The following is an 18,432-nucleotide window of genomic DNA, read 5'->3' as shown; positions in this document are numbered from 1 at the left end:
GGGTGCACGGCGACGAGTCGATCGCGGCTCTCGCCGCCCGCCTCGGTTACTCCGAGACCAGCGCTGTTCGCCGGGCATTCAGTCGAACCTGATCGCGCGAGCGACGACCTCCTTCCCACTCGCCTACCTGACCTTCACCATCGCCCGCGACACACTCGCCTCGGCCTGGTACCCCCTACCTCGCGGGCTCGGGGACTTCGGATGGCAGCGGCAGTGGTCGAATCGCCCTCCGGACACGCGAAGAAGGCCCCGATCAATGATCGGGGCCTTCTCTCACTTCGACCCGCGCCTCGCACGCTGAACTCGGCCGGGCATCGTATTCGCGCGGGTGAGGTCGCCGTCGTAATGCGCCAGGACCCGGTGATCCATAGTGCGCCGCCACAGCACCGGCACCGACGCCACGACAATCATGGTGGCATAGCCTGCGGGCAGCTGCGGCGCCTCGGGCACGGTGCGCAGGGTCTGATATCGGCGCCCGGGATTGGCGTGATGATCGCTGTGCCGCTGCAGATGAAACAGGAAGATATTGGTGACAAGGCGGTCGGAGTTCCAGCTGTCGGCCGGCGAGCAGCGCGCCCATCGACCGTTCGGCAATCGACCTCGCAGCAGGCCGTAGTGCTCGACGTAGTTCACCGTCTCGAGCAGCCAGACGCCGATCACCGCCTGAACGGCGAGATAGGGCAAAATACCGGGCCCGAACGTCGCGACGAGCCCGCCGAACAGCACCAGCGTCATAGCCCACGACTGCAGAATATTGTTGCGCGGGCTCCACCACGAGCGTCGCTGGCGTCGCAACCGTTCCCGCTCCAGTTCCAGCGATGACCGAAACCCCCCGATCACGCTGCGGGGCAGGAATTCCCACAACGACTCACCGAACCGCGCGCTAGCCGGGTCCTGCGGCGTGGCGACTCGAGCATGATGGCCCCGATTGTGCTCGACGTAGAAATGCCCGTACCCCGATTGCGCCAGCGCCGTCTTCGCCAGCCACCGCTCGAGTCGCTCGACCCGGTGACCGAGTTCGTGTGCGGCGTTGATACCGATACCCGCCAAGAAGCCGATAGTCACGGCCAGGCCCAGCTTGTCGACGAATCGAAGTTGGGTATCGGCCCACAGGTAGCATGCGATCACCAGGGCAGCGACCTGCACCGGGAGGAACAGGTAGGTACACCACCGATAAAAGCGGTTGGCACCCAGCTCTTCGTAATCCTCGTCGCGGGGATTGTGGCCGTCTTCACCGACACATCGATCCAACACGGGAATCACGAACAGCACGACAATCGGTTCGATCCACCAGAAGACCGTCAGCCCGGTACGCATCACCAGCTGTGAGGGAAGTAGCGCGCAAACCGGCGCCACTAATCCGAATACCCAGAGAAATCGTTTCGGATCTGCCGACGGCACCAAGTACCGCTCGAGCAGGTGCCGCGGCCGCGGCACCCGCATCGACATCCTCATCGAAAAGTTGGGGATCGGCGCGGCTAGGGCAGCGCCGCGCAGTTCACCGGAGCGGGCACACCGGCGAGACGATCGGCCATCCAGGGCTGCGAACTCGTCAGCGACGGGAAGAAGGCCAGATTGTGGGTGCCCAACAAGCCCGACATCGCGGGCACCGTGCTGTCCGCATCCAGTTGTACCGCCGCGCCGCCGCCACACCATCGCGCGACCAGATCGCGCGCGGCGGGGTAGGTCGCCTTCTCGTCGGCCCTGGCCGAGTAGACGCGCACGGGCGCCGCAGGAGCGGCCCCGCCGAGCCGCTGCTCGTCGAATGCCCGCTTCAATTCGGGGGAACCGTCGATCACGGCCGTGAGCGGCAGTCCGCTGGTCGTCCACCGCGCCGTGTCCTGGGGCTGGACGAAAGTCTCGGAGAGACCGCCCCCGCAGCCGCCGACGGAGTCGTGCAGGATCGCCTTACCGGTGTCGTTGAGCGCGGCGTCGAGTACCGGGCGGGTCTCGGGGTAGTCGGCGGCGATTCCGTTGAGCACCCACGCGATGGCGGGCGCGACGCCGGGGTTGCCGTCGCTACGCGCGATGAAATCCTGTGGCCCCGCCACCGGCCCGCCCACGTGCGCCCCGCGCACGTCGAGTTCGGGTGCGTACTCGGCCTGCAGTTCGGCGGCGGCAGCGGCGGCCGTCCCGCCCTGGGAGTAGCCGTAGATGATGACCGGTGAGTCCGGGCCGAGCCCCGAATTGGGCAGCCGCAGCGCGGCCCGCGCGGAATCCAGCACCGCGTATGCCTGCGTCCTGCGGTTCAGGAAGTTGTGCACTCCCGGTACCCCGAAGTCGTGATAGTCGGTCATCACCACCGCCATCCCGCTCGCCAGGAGCTGATAGATCGCGACGATGTCGTATTCGAAGATCACGTCGGCAGGCGGCTGGTACCGGATCACCTGCGCCAGCATCGCCGACGGCGAGCATTCGGCGCTCTGCCCCTGTGCGCCGCCCGCGTATGCCACCAGCGGTCGCGGGCCCGGGCCGGTCCAGGGCTGACTCGGCTCCAGATAGGTGCCGACCACCGTGTTCGGCGCGCCGTGGGTGTCGTTGCTGGTGTAGACGAGGCGGGTGGATCGTGCCGGTATCGGCCCGGCCTGGCCGGGAATCGTGACCGCCGTCGCCGAACCTTCGGCATGGAAAATGTCACCCCCCGCCACCTGCGACTGCGGCGGCTGGGCCCCTACCGTCGGTGTGGCCACGACCCCAGCGCCGACGACCACGAGGGTTCCCGTGAGTGCTGCGATCCACGCGCGTTTTCCGTTCTTCATACCGATCCTTCGTGCGAGGTTGTCTGTCCAGGGCAGCTATCGAACCGAACAGCACAATCGCCACGGATGGAGCGCAACACCGCTTGTCAGCGGATCGTGAGCAGAAGAGCGTGATGTTCGACCCGAGAGATCTAGATCAAAACTGCGGGCATCTCCGTCGAGCACAGAACCAGGCACGGATAGATATCACGGTGCCGGGGCCACAGCTTATGTCATGAGGCCGACGGCGGTGCAGAGGGTGCTGTTTCGGCGTGACGACTTCGCGATCGGGAGGCTTCCGTCTGTTCCTGATTCGGTGTAACTCCCTGTAGGACAACTGATTTCGCACACTGCGTTGCCGGATGGCCGTCGCGTCGCGGGCGCCGGGTCGACCTTCATGCCATCGGCCACGAACTACGGGCTGGTGCGGGGCGCTGACGGGCTCGGAGCGGTCGCGACGGGGTTCTCGCCGGCACACGCCACCATCGAACAGATCAACGCGACCCCCGCCAGCACCGGAAAGCCTTTCCGTGCTGAAATCATCTACGGAGACCAACAATTCAGACAGAACTTCATTCTGCCGCGTTGCCCGCGAGGCAGCGAACACGTGGATTTCCAGATCGACGCCCGGCCCGAGCAACCGGGGTTACCGTGGAGTGAGGTGTCCAGGAAAGGACCGTCGCCATGTACCCGCCCGGCCCCCGACTACCCGCGATCGCGCAGACGATGCGGTATGTGCAAGCGCGGGAGCGGTTCTTGACCGCCACCGCTCGCCGTTACGGCGACACCTTCACCCTGCGCATGGTGCCGCCGTACGCCCGCCATCTGGTCGTGTTCACCCGCCCCGAACACGTCCGCGAGATCTTCGCCGCCTCCCCCACCGACCTGCACGCCGGTGAGAGCAACGGCATCCTGCGTCCGCTGCTGGGCGATCATTCGGTGCTCATCACCGACGAGGCCGAGCACGCTCGCGCCCGCCGCCTGCTGATGCCCGCCTTCACCGGGCACGCTCTGACCGGTTATCGCAAGATGATCGAGCAGATCGCCGCCACCCATGTGGAGACCTGGCAGGCTGGGTCGACCATCCGCAGCCTGGACGCGATGACCGGGATCACCCTCGATGTCATCGGCGAGGTGGTGCTCGGTGTCGCCGATCCGCGCCGCCGCGACCTACTCGGTCCACCCATGCGCCGCATCACCGACATCGCCCCGCTCACCCTGCTCGGTTCCCGCTACCCGGCCCTACAACACCGCGGACCCTGGAAACGGTTCCACCACGACCGGGCCGGTCTGGACGCCCACCTCTACGCCGAGATCGAGCAGCGCCGCGCCGGCAACGACGCCACGGGCGCAGATGTGCTGTCGCGACTGATGGCAGCGGGCAGCGGCAACTACACCCCGCTCACCCCCGACGAACTCCGCGATCAGTTGGTCACCCTGCTCGCCGCCGGGCACGAGACGACCTCGGCCGCACTGTCATGGGCGCTACGCGAACTGGCCGCCAACCCCATCCAGCAGGACCTCGCCCGCCGGGCCGCGCTCGACGGCGACACCGTCTACCTCGAAGCGGTGATGAAGGAGGCACTGCGCTACCACTGGGTCATCGGAGGGGTCGTGCGAAAGCTCACCCGCGACATGATGATCGGCGGCCACGACCTGCCCGCTGACACCGTCGTCGCGACCTCGATCCTGCTCGCACACAAGCGGCCCGAAGCCTTCCCTGACGCGGTGTTCCGACCCGGTCGCTTCCTCGACGGCAGCGTGGCGCCGAATACCTGGCTGCCGTTCGGCGGTGGTGTGCGCCGGTGCATCGGCGCGGGTTTCGCACTGATGGAGGGCGCGGCGGTGCTCCAAGAGATCCTGCGCCGCCACGTCCTGTCCCTGCCCGCGGCAGCGACGACGCGGGGCCGGGTCCGCAATATCACGCATGTGCCGTCCGACGGAGCACCGATTCTGATCAGCTGAACAGCGCACCACCCACCACGAAACGCGAACTGCCCTCTTACATGCATGTCGAATTCGGGCGACAGAACCATCAATCCGTCGTGCTGGCGTGTGCTGCGATAATCCGCCAGCCATGCGTATCGTCGTGCAACCAGGAACGGGTGTAACGCATTCTGGCTCCGAAAGGTTCGCCGTTGACGGTCCCCTCGACGGTCCCGAGAAACCAGGTCACCCCGGCACGCCCGTCGGTAAGTACGCTCAGTTCTTCCTCGACCATGGCCGTCACCACCTGCGTCCGGGTGCGGTGAAGCTCCAGGTCATCCGTCTTGGTGTAGACGTCTGCGCCGAAGGTGAAGATCAACCGGTCATCGAGCAGACGATCCAGCGCCTGCACATCCCCAGCAAGTTGGGCGGCCTGCAACCGCCGCTCAGCGTCCCGCAAGTTCTCCATGCGCCTCACCCTGCCAGCCGATGTCGCACTCACGCCACGATGTTCGCGTTCGGCTGAGACTGTCAGGATGCCGACCGGCGCGTGAAGGGGGTTGTGGCCGCGGGCGGGCGCGCTCCGTGAGCCCACCGAGGAACGCACCGACACCCGCCGCGACGCCGACCGCGAAACCAAGCCTCAGGAGTATTCCCAGCCACGACCGGTAAGCCAGGAGCCCCTCCGAGGTGAATCACATCAGGGCGAGACCGAGACTCGCTCTTCTTTGGAGTCGATCGGCGCGTTCACTCACGGTCACGCCCCGACGCTAACAAGCGCCCGACCGCGGGTGCACACACTGCACTGGATCTCTGATGAAGCTCCACACGATCTCCACACGCCGTGGTGTCCTTGTCGGCGGCAGGATTCCCTGATCTGCGTTGTCAGATTCTGGGGTGACTCGGCAGTGTGTCGAGCGCGTCGCGCAGTGCTGCCCGTGAGCTGATGCCGAGTTTCGGGAACGTGCGATACAGGTGGGCTCCCACCGTTCGGGGCGAGAGATAGAGCCGTTCACCGATTTGTTTGTTGGTCAGACCCGCCGCGGCGAGATCGGCGATTTCGCGCTCTTGCGGAGTCAGTAGCGCGGCGGTTGCCGCGGATCGGTGGGCGGTAGGTGTCCCGCTCGCACGGAGTTCGGCGCGACATCGGTCCGCCCAGGGGACCGCGCCGAGCCGGTCGAACGTGTCCAGGGCTGCCGTCAGTTGGAGTCGGGCCTCGGGCGTGGATTTCGCCCGGCGCAGCCGTTCGCCGTACGCGAGTTGGATCCGCGCGTGGGCGAAAGGCCAACGGCTCGCTCCCGGCGTCGCGAGCGCAGCGTCGAACGCAGCGCGGAAGGTGTCCGCCGGCGCGGTCATTCCGGTCGCGCCGGCGGTGATCATCGCCAGCCGCGGTGACAGGGCTGCGACCGCCGACTGTTGGATGTCGGCGACATGCGTTCTCGCCTCCGGCATCCGCTCGGCGCGCACGGCCGCCTCGACCAGATCCAGCAGGACCCACAGCGCCGTGGGCTTGTGGGCAGGCACCGTCTCGGGCGAGCAGATCGACAATGCGTGCTGGTAGGCGGTCTCGAATTCCCCATGCCCGAGTGCGTCGACGGCCTTGGCGTGCGCGGCGAGTTGGAGCACGAAACCGATGCGGTTCGGCGCGGCCCACCCCACCAGTTCGTCGGCGAGAACCCGCACGGTCCGGCGGTCGCCGCGACCGGCAGCGACCATCGCCTGGCTGTACTGCAAGAAGCCGCCGAGCAACCGGTAGTGATGGCGGGTCGTGAACCCGAGACCTTCGTCGGCGAGGCTGCGTACGCCGTCCCAGTCGCCGCTGAGCACGCCGTCGAAACCCAGCAGCGTGAAGGCCTTGATCGCCGACGCGACCGCTCCACCACTACGGCCGTGCTCGACCACCCGCCACAGGGCCTCGCGGCACCCGGCGACCCGATCCACATACAGCGCCGCGATGGCGAGCCGCACCGCGTGGACGTGGTCGGATCGGCCACCGATGCCCGCAATGGCCTCATCGAGCCGAGGCAGCGACATCCGTGCCGATCGGGCAGGTTCGAGAAATGTTGCACCGACCAAGGTCATGATCTCGGGCGGCTCGAGGCCGAGACCGTCGACCGCGGTCCGGTAGTCGTCGAGCAACTGGGCACGGGAGCCGAAAGCGCAATTCGCCTGCAGCACATAGACGATCTCGCTCAACGGCTCGTCCCACTCGGTAGTCGGCCGAGCCCGGTTGCGTAATACACCCAGCAGCAGCCGGTGGATCGTGTCGATATCGCCGCCACTGTTCACCATGTACGCGGCCGCGGCGACCGCGGCGGCGGCTGTCGCGCCCTGCCCACCGCGCTCGGGATCGATAGCCCGAGGGTCGGTGAGATCGCCTGTCACGTCGGCGCCGAGATAGGTCGCGAACATGGCCCTGCGATCGTGGTCGGCGGGGTCCGGGCTGAGCTGGGCCGCCCGCAGCAGCAGCTCGATGGCGCCGATCGGGTCACCACGCCCCTTCGTCTTCAGCGCGGCGTCCTCGAGTAGCTGCGCGATCGATTCGTCCGGCCCCGATGCCGCCTCCGCGAGGTGGCGGGCGCGACGTTCGGAGTCGCCCGGATATCGTGCCGCCAGCTGTCGATGCGACTCACGACGCTCGTGATCGGTCGACAATTCCACAACGGCGGAGCGGGTGAGTGGATGCCGGAACTGGATGCCACGGGTGACCGGATTGACCCGGATCAGGCGGGCGCGCTCGGCAGGCTCGAGCTCGTCGATCGAGACCGCGGGGAACCGCTCGCCGGTGCCGTCGAGCGCCGCGAGCAGTAGCTGGGCGCGAGTGTTCACGGGGAGCGCTTGGATGCGTCGACCGAAAGTCAGCCGCAACCGGCGACCGACTGGCGTGCGACCGAGGCCGGGATCAGCGGGTCCGTCGTGCGTCGGAAGCTCGATCAGCGCGAGCGGATTACCCTGAGCCTCGCCCAGAACCTGACGGGCCTCCCCAACAGACAGTTCGGGAAAGACCTCGAGCAACAGCGTCGCCGCGGCCTCGTCATCAAGCGGCCCGATGACGAGCTCGCCGAGTCCGGCCTCTTCGAACACGCTGCCCTCGCCGGTGCGCACGACACCGAGCATCCCGATGCCGGTGTTGGCCAGCCGTCGCGCGAGGATGCCGAATATCGTCGCGCTCGCGCGGTCGAGCCACTGCAGGTCATCGACCACCACCAGCACCGATGCCTCGCGAGCCGCTGCGGACAGCAGGGCGAGCAGGGCATTGGTCAGTGCGAGCTGATCGGGTGCGGGCCCCTGCGTGAGGCCCACGGCGACGCCGATCGCCCGCCGGTAATCGGCCGGGATCGCTGACAGCTCCGCAGCGAGCGGGGCGACCAATTCGTGGACTCCGGCGAAACTCACCTCCGCCTCGAACTCGACACCGGCAGCCCGCAACACGCGGGCACCGAGGTCGGCCGCGTGGGTGGCCGTCGCGCCGAGCAGGGCGGTTTTGCCGACCCCTGCCTCGCCGACCACGAGCAACGCCCCGCCGTCGACCATCGCCGTGTCGACGAACTCCGCCAGCAGGCTCAGCTCGCGCGCACGTCCCACCAGCCGTCCGATCGACGCCCAATCCCGCACACGCAGACTTTACTCCCGGCATAACCCCTCCGACGGGAAGAAAGCAGTCATTTGACTGATTCGTCGCGACCTCGCGAATCCGTAGATTCGCTGGTAGCCAACAGATCTAGAGGAGAAATACATGAGTGCCACCATCGTTCTCGTGCACGGCGGCTTCGTCGACGGCGCCGGTTGGCGCGGGGTCTACGACGCGCTGACCGCCGATGGTTTCGACGTCCGCATCGTGCAGAACCCGACGAAGTCCCTCGCCGACGACAGCGCCACGACCCGCGACGTCCTCGACACCATCGACGGTGCGGTCGTGCTGGTCGGCCATTCGTACGGCGGTGCGGTGATCACCGAGGCGGGCAACCACGAAAAGGTCGGTGCGCTGGTCTATGTGACGGCCTTCGCGCCCGACCAAGGCGAGTCGGTCGAAACCCTGCTCGGCACCTTCCCCACCGACGGGCCACAGCCGCCCATCCTCCCGCCGGTCAACGGCTACCTGTTCCTGGACCGCGCCGAGTTCGCCGATTCGTTCGCCGCCGATGTTTCCGCGCAGGAAGCCGCGTTCATGGCCGACTCGCAGGTGCCCTGGGGGCTGGAGGCACTCGGTGGCGTAGTGACCAAGGCCGCCTGGCACGCGAAGCCCAGCTGGTACCTGCATGTCACCGAGGACCGGATGATCCCGCCGGTCGCGCAGGCCTCGATGGCACAGCGCATCGGCGCGACAGTCGCCGAGACGCCGGGCAGCCACGCGATCTACGTCTCCCAGCCCGGGGTGGTCGCCGATCTGATCAAGAAGGCCGCCGCGACCCTCCAGTAACGACTGGGTGTGCCGCTCACCCCGCGCGGGCGGCACACCTCGGTCCGACGCTGCGTCGCGGGCGCACTCGGATCGACTGTCCCGCAGGCCTGATCGCTGCTACCGCATGACGCCCGTGTGGCCGGTGGAATAGCGGCCGGGCTGCGGCCACACCGTCAGCCCGTGTGGTCCATGGTCAACGGGGATGCGCGCCAACAGAGTCCAGTTGACGATGTCGACCGCGTACACCTCGTTGTTGTATCGGCCCGACACCCAGAACACCCGACCGTCAGCGGTGATGTTGCCCATGTCGGGGCTGCCGCCCCCGGGAACGAACCACTTGTGCACCAACGCGTTGCCGGCGAAGTCCCAGACCGAGATACTGCCCTCGTGGCGGTTGGTGATCAGCATCTGCTTCGAATCGCGGGTGACGTAGAGGCCGTGTGTCCCTTTGCCGGTGGGGATGAAGCCGGTGTTCTCGAAGGTGTGCGCGTCGATCGTGTAGACGCCGTCGGCCATCATGTCGGCGACGAAGAACACGTGTCCGTCGGGTGAGAGTTTCACATCCTGCGGCATCCCACCGCGCCCGCCCGGTAGATCGATCATCTTGATCAACGTGCGCTGCGCGACATCGAAAACCGCCATGCGGCCGATGAATTCACAACTGGCCACCGCGAAGCGACCATCGGCGGTGAAGTCCATGTGGTCGACGCCCGCGCACTCGGGCACCGCGAGCGCGTGCAACTTCTGCCAGGTCACCGGATCGTAGAAGTCCAGCGACTTGTCCGCTTCGGCGACGACCAGAGCGAACTTCCCGTCGGGCGTGTAATACATGTTGTAGGGGTCTCGGACCGGAAAGGACGGTCCCGCGGGCGCTCCCGAGCGCGGGTCGATCGGCAGCAGGCTGCCGCCGCCGATCGGCAGGTCGTTCGTGGCGTACAGCGTCTGCATGTCGTAGGACGGCACCACATGCTGCGGCTCCACACCGCCGGTCGAGTAGTTGTCGACGACCTGGAAGGTGTTCTGGTCGATCACCGTCACCGTGTTGGACTTGCTGTTGGGCACGTAGACCAGCGGCCGGTGATCGGCGACAGCGGGGCTGAGTTTCCGGTTGGCGGCGTAGATATCGGTGGGCGAGAGCGGCGGCGGCATGCCGGGCAGCAGATCGGTCATGTGTGCGGGCATGACGGTAGGCGAGGCCGTCGGCGGGGGCGCGGTGGTCTCGACTGTCACTGCCTCGCTGTTCGCACAGCCCGCGGTGACGGCGATCAGCAAGGACGCAGCAACTTTTCCGATGCGCGACATTCGGTGGTTCACCCGCAGCACGGTTCCACCCTCAGGTGTCATCCGAATGACATGCTTCGAAAGGCTAGAACCCAACCTGGCTAAAAGCGGGCAATCCCGCCTCCCCACGTCTTTCGGCCAGACGCTCCCCCCACCTCTCCGCGCACGTTCGCCGAGCCGCCGTTCGATGCCCCCGCGTCAGCCTTGCAGCCGCCGTAGTGGATTGCACGTCGACCGAGCAATCTGTCCGAGATGAATCACGAAACGCACGAACCGAGACCCTCGAGTGCGCAGGTTCGCGGACTTGTCCGCTATCGAACAGAGTTCGCGGCCTCGACGATGGTCTCGGCGACGGTGACCGGCTGGGACACCAGGGAGGCGTGCGACGAACTGATCTCCCTGGTCGTACCCGCAGCGGCGCGACTGGCCATGAATCGTTGTGCGGCAGCGGGAATGACGCGATCCTCGCCCGAGACCAGATACCAGCTGGGCGTGGTCGCCCACGACGGTGAGCCCGAGGGTTCCAGATTGGCGTTCAGTGCAGCCGAGAGTTGATGGGCGTACATGTCCGCGGCAGTCTCGATACTCACATCCTGGGCGAAAATCGTGCGGAAGTACGGCGCGTCGATGTAGCCGTCGACATTGCGGCCCGCGACGCCGGTGGGGTCGTCCACGACCCGAACCTGCAGTGCGGGCGGCAGGAGTTGACTGCCGGGGAAGCGGATGGGGTCGAGCAGTCCTTGTACGAATTCGCCCTGCGCCGGCGCGAAGGCCGCGATGTAGACGTTGGCTTTGACCTTGGGGTTGTGGGTGTTGGTGATGACGGCCCCGCCGTAGGAGTGCCCGACGAGCACGACCGGCCCGTTGATGCCGTCGAGAACACCTTGCAGGGCCGCCGCGTCGTTGCGAGGTCCGCGCAGCGGATTATTCACTACGACAACAGGATAGCCGCGGCCACGCAGCTCGGCGGCGACTGCGTCCCAGCTGGTGGCGTCGGCGAAAGCGCCGTGCACCAGCACCAGTGTGGGTTCGCCGGGATCGGCGGTCGCGATTGCCGGGACCACCGCTGGACCGACCGCGACAAGTGTCGCGGCCAAGATGCTCAGCGACCGACGCCGACGCGGATTCGGGACGTGAATAGACGACATGATCGATCACCTTTTCGGTAATGCTCAAGGCGCGAGCGGTGTAATGGGAGCAGGGAATTCGACCGGCTGTCCGAGCGGAAGCCACCGCACCCGGTGGTGCACGCCCTCGGACTCCTCGAGCAATCGCACGCGAGCCCGGTCGTGGCTTTCACTGAAGTGGGTCCAGCCTTCGTAGTGCACCGGCAGTGCGATGCGCGGTTCGAGGAGCCTGATGAATCGGGCAGCATCGCGGGCATCCATCGTGTATTTCACCCGCCCGGTGAGTCCGAACCGGACCGCGCCGATATGTACGAGCGCGATATCGACGTCGAGGCGGCGAGCGACTTGCTCGAGTCCGCGGAAGTAGACCGAGTCTCCCGACATCCACACCGCCACATGCGATTCCGCCGGACGCTGGATAGCGAACCCCAGGTTCTCGCCCACGAGCAGCCGACTGAGTGGCGGCCCGTGACGGCTCGGTGTGGCGATCACCGTGAGCGGTTGCCGGCCTGGTTCGGTCAGGACGGTCTCCTGCCAAGGCACCATCGGCTCGGCGTGTGCGAGACCGAGCCGACGACTGCCACTCGCCGTGGTGATGACCCGCGGCACGGTGCGCAGCAGTGCGCGGCCGGCGTGATCCAGGTTGTCGGCATGGTGGTCGTGGGATAGCAACACGACGTCGATCGCAGGCAGGTCGGATACTCGCACCGCCGGGCCGATCGTCTTCACCGACGAGGTACCGAGGGCGAAGTCGTAGCGCTGTCCCGGATCGTCGAAGGTCGGATCGGTGAGGATGTTCCATCCGTCCACCTCGACGAGCACGGTCGGCCCACCGATGTGGGTGATTCTGACGCCCGCCACGGTAACCGCTACGTCGCCTGGGGAAATCGGGTCGCGGCGTGCCGAAGCGACCAGTCGAGCGCGTAGTCGGCGATCTCCTCCCAACCGTCCTGGCTCACGAGCCGGTGCGTGCGGTCCGGGAACTCCACCCGCTCGACCAGAGCGGTGCCCTGCGCGTACTTGCGCAGAGCGGCCTTCTGAATCGCGGGCGGCGCGACGTGGTCGATGCCACCGGAGATGAGCAGCAGTGGTGCTCGGTCGGGCTTGCGGAAGTCGACGGCGGTGATGCCCGACTTCTTCGGCAACGACAGCACACCCTCGAAGAACACCCGGTTGGACGAATTCACCGCGCTCGCAGCCCATTCCACGTCCGAATCGGCGCGGCTGAGATCGTTTCCGAACGTGTAGTGGAAGTGGCGCTTGGAGATCGGGCTGGCTTTGCCGAAACGGAACGGGTTCGACAGCACCGGCAGTCCCGTACGCAAGGTCGAGAACGGCAGTGTGAGAACGCCGGCCGGTTGCCCTGGTGCCACGCCGACACCGGCGATGCCGAGGCCGCGATCGAGCAGCATCTGAGTGAAGATCCCGCCGAACGAATGGCCCATGATCACGGGCTGCTCCGGCAGCGACGCGATGAGATCGGCGTAGAAGTCCACGATCTCCACGATGCCGACACCTTCGAGCGCGCTCGGATCCTCCCTGACATCGGCCGGGGCGCGATCGCCGATGCCGGGCCAGCCCGCGGCGACGACCTCGTGTCCGAGGTCACGGTAGCGCTGGGCCCAGGTGTCCCAGCTCCGGGGTGTCATCCAGAGGCCATGGATGAGGACGATGGGCGGCTTGGTGGTGTGTTTCGGCTGGTTCATTTCGGTGTTCTCCGTTCCGGCGATCACGACTCGATGAAGTCGAGCAAGTCCTGGGAAAGTCGCTGTTTCTCGGTGTCGGGAAGCGCGTGACCAGCGCCTTCATAGACCTTCAGTGCCGCACCGGCGATGAGCTTCGCCGAGCGCAGGCCACCGACTTCGATCGGGACGATCTGGTCGTCGTCGCCGTGGATGACCAGCGTCGGCACGGTGATCTCGGCGAGATCGCCACGGAAGTCCGTGGCCGAGAACGCGGCGATGCACTCGTAGGCGCCGCGATGGCCCGACGCGAGTCCTTGTAACCAGAACGCGTCACGCGTGCCCTGGGGCACGTCGCCGCGCCGGTTGTGTCCGAAGAACGGGCCGTCGGCGAGGTCGCGGTACAGCTGCGAGCGTGAGGCACGTTCGCCGGCGCGGATCGCGTCGAACACCTCGGCGGGCAGGCCCTCGGGATTGTCGTCGGTGCGCAACATGAATGGCGGCACTGCCGAGACGAGAACCAGTTTCGCGACGCGCGCGCAGCCGTGGCGGGCGGTGTAGCGCACCACCTCGCCGCCGCCGGTCGAGTGCCCGACCACAGTGACGTCGGTCAGGTCGAGGGTGTCGAGCAGTGTCGCGAGGTCGTCGGCGTAGGTGTCCATGTCGTTGCCGTTCCAGGCCTGCGTGGAGCGGCCGTGTCCGCGACGGTCGTGGGCGATGACACGGCATCCGTGCTCGGCGAGGAAGAGCGCCTGGCTCTCCCACCCGTCGGAGTTCAGCGGCCAGCCATGGCTCAGCAGGACCGCGTGCCCGTCGACCGGACCCCAGTCCTTATAGAAGATCTGTATCCCGTCATCTGCGGTGATCGTGGGCATTGCGGCCTCCTCGCGGGCGGGTGCGGAGCACTGTGTTCACGATGGGCCATGAAGGACTACGTGCGAACCACGTATCGCACGTAGTCCTTCAGGTCAGCGCGTCATCGGCGGCAGGTGCTCGCGGAGCTGGCGGCGCGAGGATATGCCCATCTTGCGGAAGACTTTGCGCAGGTGATAGTCGACGGTGTTGGCGCTGAGGAACATGGTGGCCGCGATTTCGGCATTGGTATGGCCCGCCGCCGCCAGCGCCGCAACCTCCGATTCCTGGGCGGTCAAATCCACCGTGGCGGCCGGGCCGCTGACTTGCGCCCGCTCGCCGCACGCGCCGAGCTCGCGCGCCGCGCGCTCGGCGAAGGCCACCGCGCCGAAGCGAGTGAATCCGTCAGCGGCAGTGCGCAATTGGACCTTGGAATCGGCACGGCGACGTTACCTGCGAAGCCACTCGCCATACAGGAGGTGGGCGCGAAACAGATCGATCGGAGTGTCCGTTTCGGTCAGCGCGGCGAGAGCGGCCAGGTAGAGCTGCTCGGCGTCCTGGGCCGGTGCGATCAGCGCGCGGCACCGCACCGCGACGCCACGTGCCCAGGGCGAGCCGATGGCATCGGCGAACGCGACGAATTCGATCGTGACCCGCTCGGCGTCGGCGGCGTGGCCTGCGCGCGCAGCCGCTTCGATGTATTCGGGGAGCTGGTGCGGAGTGACTTGCATGAATCGGTCGGCTTCGTACGGCGTCAGCAGGTCGTAAGCGTCCTGGTAGCGCCCCTCGGCCATGTTGCGGATGGCGAGCGCGTTGATCGTGGCGGTGTGCGCGCCGCCGAACCCGCCGGCCAGGATGAGCTCGGCGACCTGGTTGATCGCCGGCGTCGGTGCCCCTGTCCAGGCGAGATAGGCGCCGTTGACGACATGTTCGGCCGGATATCCCATCGCTTGCCGCAGTTCCCGAACTCGCGCTATCGCCCGGCCCGCGGCGGTGACATCGCCTCGATCGAGATCGGTCAGCGACCGCATCCACAGCAGCGAATCCAACTCTCTGAGTGCGCCCGCCCGTGCGGCGATGCGCTCGCTGCGGTCGAGCCAGTCGTTGCGGGCCCGTTCGTCCCAGAGGGCGCTGGTGAGCACCACCCCGGCCACGGTGAAATCCAGCACGTGCCGATCGTCGAGTTCGGCCAGCATTCGCACTGCCGCCCGATTCGCGGCCGCCGCCTCGCCACATGGTCGAAGGATCAAGCCGCACAGACCCAAGAACACCGCGCGAATGCCCGGTTCAGCGTCGGTCGCCGCGACACGCATGCGTAACCCGAGCTCAGGGAAGGTACCTCGGGCGACCGAGCGTTCGGCCGCGAGCGCCGCGTCGAAGGCGCGGAGCAGTGCGAGGTGCTCGCGGCGCGAGTCGTGGCCGTGGAACAGCTCCGCCGCCGCGCTCAGCTGATTCGATGCGAGCGGAATCGCCGCTGGGTCGCCGAGAAACATGGCAAGCGACGCACGCACGAACAGGCGACGCCCTGCGGCGACCGGCGCGAGGACGGCCGGGTCAGGGATGCGATCGGTCAGGTCGAAGGCGAATCGCGCGGCGCCTGCCGCGGCGGCCGATTCGGCACCGGCGAGCAACCGATCGTCGCGCAACCCGGGGTCCTCGCTCAGCTCCGCGGCACGTGCCAACAGGCTCGCGCCGGCTATGAGACCACCGCGGCGTGCTGCCCTCTCCGCGGCGTTGGCCAAACGCTGCGCGACCGACGCGTCCGGGCGTGCGGTTGCCGCGGCGGCGTGCCACGCCTCGACATCGATCAATCCCGAAGCCTGCGCCGCTTGTGCGAGCGCGCCGTGCACACGCCGCCGCGCGGCAGCCGTCGCGCCACCGTAAACAGCCGCGCGGACCAGCGGGTGCCGAAACCGCACCGCTGCGTCGATGACAACCAGTCCGGCGAAGTCTGCCGCCTCACCAGCGCTTTCGTCGATATCGAGGAGCGCGGTCGCCCGATCCACCAGCTTCAGGTCTCCCGTGGACTCCGCCGCCGCCACCAGAATCCATTCTCTGCTGGCATCTGGCAGCGACTCCAACGTGCGTCGATAGAACTGCTCCAGCCGGGAACCCGCACCGAGCGGTGAGGGAACAAAGCTCGAATCCATGAGCTGCCTGGCGGTGAGTTCGCGAGCCAGGTCGGTCAGGACGAGCGGGTTACCCCCGACCTCATCGACAACGTCGGCGGCCACCCGCGGCTCGAGCACCCCGTCGACCCAGTACGTCAGCAGCTCGATGGCAGCCGGACGCGCCAATTCCTCGACCGGCAGCACCGGCACTCCGCCGAGCCGGATATCGACATCATCGTCGGCTCGCGCCGCGAACACCACCACCGCCGCTTCGGCGTGCAATCGGCGCGCCACAAACCCCAACGCGTCCAAAGACTCCCGATCCAACCACTGCGCGTCATCGACCGCGCACAGGACCGGCCTCCTGCGGCCGACGATCGCCAGCAGGCCGAGTACCGCCCGACCGACCAGGAACCGGTCCGGCGCCGCACCCACCGAGATACCCAGCGCGACCCGCAGCGCATCCCGCTCCGGTTCGGGCAGCTGCGTGGCGTCGACCTCGAGCGATCCGACCAGGCGCTGCACACCTGAGTACGGCAGGTTGGCCTCGGCCTCGTAGCCGTCCGAACGCAAGACCCGAAACCCGTGAGCCGACCCGATCATGGACTCGATCAGCACCGATTTACCGACTCCCGGCTCGCCCCGCAGCACCACCGCGTGACCTAGACCGTTGCGTGCGGCGGCGATGAACCTGTCGAGGCGGTCGAGCTCATCCGCTCGTCCCAGCGGCTGGACCACGGAAACCTCCTACCTCGGGGCCCACGCACAGGCACTCCGCTGAGCGTAAGGCGCTCCGACCAGGCAAACTGGACTCGGCGTGCACGATTTCTAGGCTGATAGTGCCACCCGGATCGTGCGATCCGACGGAGTATTTCCGGTCGAACTGGAGGGCGGGATTGTGGCTGTTGTTTTCGATACCGGCGCGGTCGCAACCAGCGAACGAGCCGACGCGATCACCGCCGCTATGCAGGAAGCATCCGCGCCGTGCAACGTGGTGCACGAGAACCCGGATGGTCCCGCACACGCCCAGTTCGATGTGTGGGAATTCGGAGATGCCAACATCTTTCGCGCGGATATGTCCGGCATCCAGCTGATCCGTACGCCGAAGCAGGTCCGGACGAGCCCGTCGCCCATGCTGGCCATCGCGGTGCACCGCAAAGGCGCGGCCCGCTACGAGCAGGGCGGTCTCCAGCGCGAACTCGCCGTCGGCGACCTCCATCTGATGGACCTCAACGCACCGTATGACTTCCGATGGGACGGCGATGGCGGGTCGACCTGCCTGCACGTCCCCCTCGACCACCTCGATCATCCGGTAGAACGCATCCGCAAGGCCGCAGCGCATCTGCATCGCAGCCCGTACTACCGGCTCGTCGCCGGTCACATCACCGAAATGACCCGGCAGGCAGATGCCCTCAGCGCCCATCCGACCGCGCGCCTGACCGGCTCGGCCAGCATCGACCTGATCCGGGGGCTGTTGCTGACGACAACCGAACCCGATCACCACGACGGCGCGGTTCTACCGGCGGAGATCATGCTCGCCGAGATCCGCAGCTACGTGCACCGCAATCTCGCCGACCCCGAACTCGACGCCGCCCGCATCGCCGTCGCCCTCAACATCTCGGTACGGCATCTGTACAAGATCTGTGCCGCCGCCGACTACAGCCTCGCCCAATGGATCATCGGTCAACGGCTCGACCGCATACGCGACGATCTCGCCAACCCACAGCTGCGTCACTGCTCCATCGCCATGATCGCCCTTCGGTGGGGCTTCCGCGACGCCTCGCACTTCACCCGACGATTCCGCGTGACATACGGCATCACGCCCCGCGAATGGCGCCGCACCACCGCCGAAGACCGCGGCCCGATGTTCTCGGCGACCCTTAGATCTGACCGGCGCTCGGGATCCGTTCGATAGCTGACACCGTCCGAGCGCGCTGGCACGACCTCGGCATCGATCAGCAGGTCCCAGATCTCGGCCTGCTCGACGACCTGGAGTTCTCAACGCCGGGTCCCATCCTCTCGTTGCGTCTCGTCAAGCAGAACTCGCTTTTACATTCCAGCTCTGCCGGAGGGAGACGAACTATGCCTATGTGGTCGTTGCTCTCCGTGAACTTCCAGATTGACACTTCGTTTCGATACACATTGCGCCTGAGGGTGGCCACAATTCTATGCCCTTGTGGGGGCATCCACACAGTGGGACGATGTGGATGATGTCGCGTTGAGCGAGGGACGGATATGAATCAAACATCGGGTGACGGACAGGAAAGTGGCGCCAAGAAGAAGGGTGAAGGGTCTCAGAAGAGGCCGAAGAAG

General features: G+C 66.9%; 14 protein-coding genes. 3 read left to right on the top strand and 11 right to left on the bottom strand.

Annotated features, from left to right (window positions below; translation table 11 throughout):
* Positions 1-273: 273 nt before the first annotated feature.
* Together ACFVJ5_RS04550 and ACFVJ5_RS04545 are read right to left on the bottom strand one after the other, a co-directional pair.
* Positions 274-1,443, bottom strand: coding sequence for an alkane 1-monooxygenase (locus ACFVJ5_RS04550; protein WP_379219773.1), 1,170 nt, complete (start codon positions 1,441-1,443; stop codon positions 274-276).
* A 35-nt stretch (positions 1,444-1,478) separates the two neighbouring features.
* Complete coding sequence (locus ACFVJ5_RS04545) at positions 1,479-2,759, bottom strand: lipase family protein (protein ID WP_379218486.1); 1,281 nt, start codon at positions 2,757-2,759, stop codon at positions 1,479-1,481.
* A gap of 663 nt (positions 2,760-3,422) precedes the next feature.
* Between ACFVJ5_RS04545 and ACFVJ5_RS04540 the strand changes: the two genes are divergently transcribed.
* Positions 3,423-4,703: a cytochrome P450 gene (locus tag ACFVJ5_RS04540; protein ID WP_379218485.1), complete on the top strand. Its 1,281-nt coding sequence runs from the start codon at positions 3,423-3,425 to the stop codon at positions 4,701-4,703.
* Between the two features lie 70 nt (positions 4,704-4,773).
* Here ACFVJ5_RS04540 and ACFVJ5_RS04535 read toward each other — a convergent pair whose 3' ends face one another.
* Positions 4,774-5,133 carry a nuclear transport factor 2 family protein gene (locus tag ACFVJ5_RS04535; protein ID WP_379218484.1) on the bottom strand — a complete coding sequence of 120 codons (360 nt, stop codon included), beginning with the start codon at positions 5,131-5,133 and terminating at the stop codon, positions 4,774-4,776.
* Between the two features lie 416 nt (positions 5,134-5,549).
* Positions 5,550-8,279 (bottom strand): AAA family ATPase, encoded by a 2,730-nt coding sequence (locus ACFVJ5_RS04530; RefSeq protein WP_379218483.1) that lies wholly within the window; start codon positions 8,277-8,279, stop codon positions 5,550-5,552.
* 121 nt (positions 8,280-8,400) lie between these two features.
* Here ACFVJ5_RS04530 and ACFVJ5_RS04525 point away from each other — a divergent pair, with 121 nt between their 5' ends.
* A complete protein-coding gene (locus tag ACFVJ5_RS04525; protein ID WP_379218482.1) occupies positions 8,401-9,084 on the top strand; it encodes an alpha/beta fold hydrolase in 684 nt (227 codons plus the stop codon).
* 99 nt (positions 9,085-9,183) lie between these two features.
* On the opposite strand, the gene ACFVJ5_RS04520 is transcribed toward ACFVJ5_RS04525, so the two are convergent.
* The 7 genes from ACFVJ5_RS04520 to ACFVJ5_RS04490 form a co-directional block, all read right to left on the bottom strand.
* A complete protein-coding gene (locus ACFVJ5_RS04520) occupies positions 9,184-10,410 on the bottom strand; it encodes a hypothetical protein (protein ID WP_379218481.1) in 1,227 nt (408 codons plus the stop codon).
* 248 nt (positions 10,411-10,658) lie between these two features.
* A complete protein-coding gene (locus ACFVJ5_RS04515) occupies positions 10,659-11,495 on the bottom strand; it encodes an alpha/beta fold hydrolase (protein WP_379218480.1) in 837 nt (278 codons plus the stop codon).
* A 24-nt stretch (positions 11,496-11,519) separates the two neighbouring features.
* Complete coding sequence (locus ACFVJ5_RS04510; protein WP_379218479.1) at positions 11,520-12,335, bottom strand: MBL fold metallo-hydrolase; 816 nt, start codon at positions 12,333-12,335, stop codon at positions 11,520-11,522.
* 8 nt (positions 12,336-12,343) lie between these two features.
* Positions 12,344-13,180, bottom strand: coding sequence for an alpha/beta hydrolase (locus tag ACFVJ5_RS04505; protein ID WP_379218478.1), 837 nt, complete (start codon positions 13,178-13,180; stop codon positions 12,344-12,346).
* Positions 13,181-13,203: 23 nt separating this feature from the next.
* Complete coding sequence (locus tag ACFVJ5_RS04500) at positions 13,204-14,031, bottom strand: alpha/beta fold hydrolase (protein WP_379218477.1); 828 nt, start codon at positions 14,029-14,031, stop codon at positions 13,204-13,206.
* Positions 14,032-14,124: 93 nt separating this feature from the next.
* Positions 14,125-14,430, bottom strand: a complete 306-nt coding sequence (locus tag ACFVJ5_RS04495) for a helix-turn-helix transcriptional regulator (RefSeq protein ID WP_379218476.1) — start codon at positions 14,428-14,430, stop codon at positions 14,125-14,127.
* 27 nt (positions 14,431-14,457) lie between these two features.
* Entirely contained in the window at positions 14,458-16,857 is a 2,400-nt protein-coding gene (locus ACFVJ5_RS04490) for an AAA family ATPase (protein WP_379218475.1), read from the bottom strand.
* Positions 16,858-17,017: 160 nt separating this feature from the next.
* Between ACFVJ5_RS04490 and ACFVJ5_RS04485 the strand changes: the two genes are divergently transcribed.
* Complete coding sequence (locus tag ACFVJ5_RS04485; RefSeq protein ID WP_379218474.1) at positions 17,018-18,034, top strand: helix-turn-helix domain-containing protein; 1,017 nt, start codon at positions 17,018-17,020, stop codon at positions 18,032-18,034.
* Positions 18,035-18,432: the final 398 nt, after the last annotated feature.

The organism is Nocardia sp. NPDC127606 (genome assembly GCF_042671725.1).
Lineage (GTDB): Bacteria > Actinomycetota > Actinomycetes > Mycobacteriales > Mycobacteriaceae > Nocardia.
This window is presented reverse-complemented; position numbering and strand designations above follow the sequence as displayed.

What these genes read in the sequence shown, in the direction of transcription:
- ACFVJ5_RS04535 (WP_379218484.1), bottom strand. Translation starts at nt 5,133, where the DNA reads ATGGAGAACTTGCGGGACGCTGAGCGGCGGTTGCAGGCCGCCCAACTT.
- ACFVJ5_RS04500 (WP_379218477.1), bottom strand. Translation starts at nt 14,031, where the DNA reads ATGCCCACGATCACCGCAGATGACGGGATACAGATCTTCTATAAGGAC.
- ACFVJ5_RS04550 (WP_379219773.1), bottom strand. Translation starts at nt 1,443, where the DNA reads ATGCGGGTGCCGCGGCCGCGGCACCTGCTCGAGCGGTACTTGGTGCCG.
- ACFVJ5_RS04540 (WP_379218485.1), top strand. Translation starts at nt 3,423, where the DNA reads ATGTACCCGCCCGGCCCCCGACTACCCGCGATCGCGCAGACGATGCGG.
- ACFVJ5_RS04545 (WP_379218486.1), bottom strand. Translation starts at nt 2,759, where the DNA reads ATGAAGAACGGAAAACGCGCGTGGATCGCAGCACTCACGGGAACCCTC.
- ACFVJ5_RS04505 (WP_379218478.1), bottom strand. Translation starts at nt 13,180, where the DNA reads ATGAACCAGCCGAAACACACCACCAAGCCGCCCATCGTCCTCATCCAT.
- ACFVJ5_RS04525 (WP_379218482.1), top strand. Translation starts at nt 8,401, where the DNA reads ATGAGTGCCACCATCGTTCTCGTGCACGGCGGCTTCGTCGACGGCGCC.
- ACFVJ5_RS04515 (WP_379218480.1), bottom strand. Translation starts at nt 11,495, where the DNA reads ATGTCGTCTATTCACGTCCCGAATCCGCGTCGGCGTCGGTCGCTGAGC.
- ACFVJ5_RS04520 (WP_379218481.1), bottom strand. Translation starts at nt 10,410, where the DNA reads ATGACACCTGAGGGTGGAACCGTGCTGCGGGTGAACCACCGAATGTCG.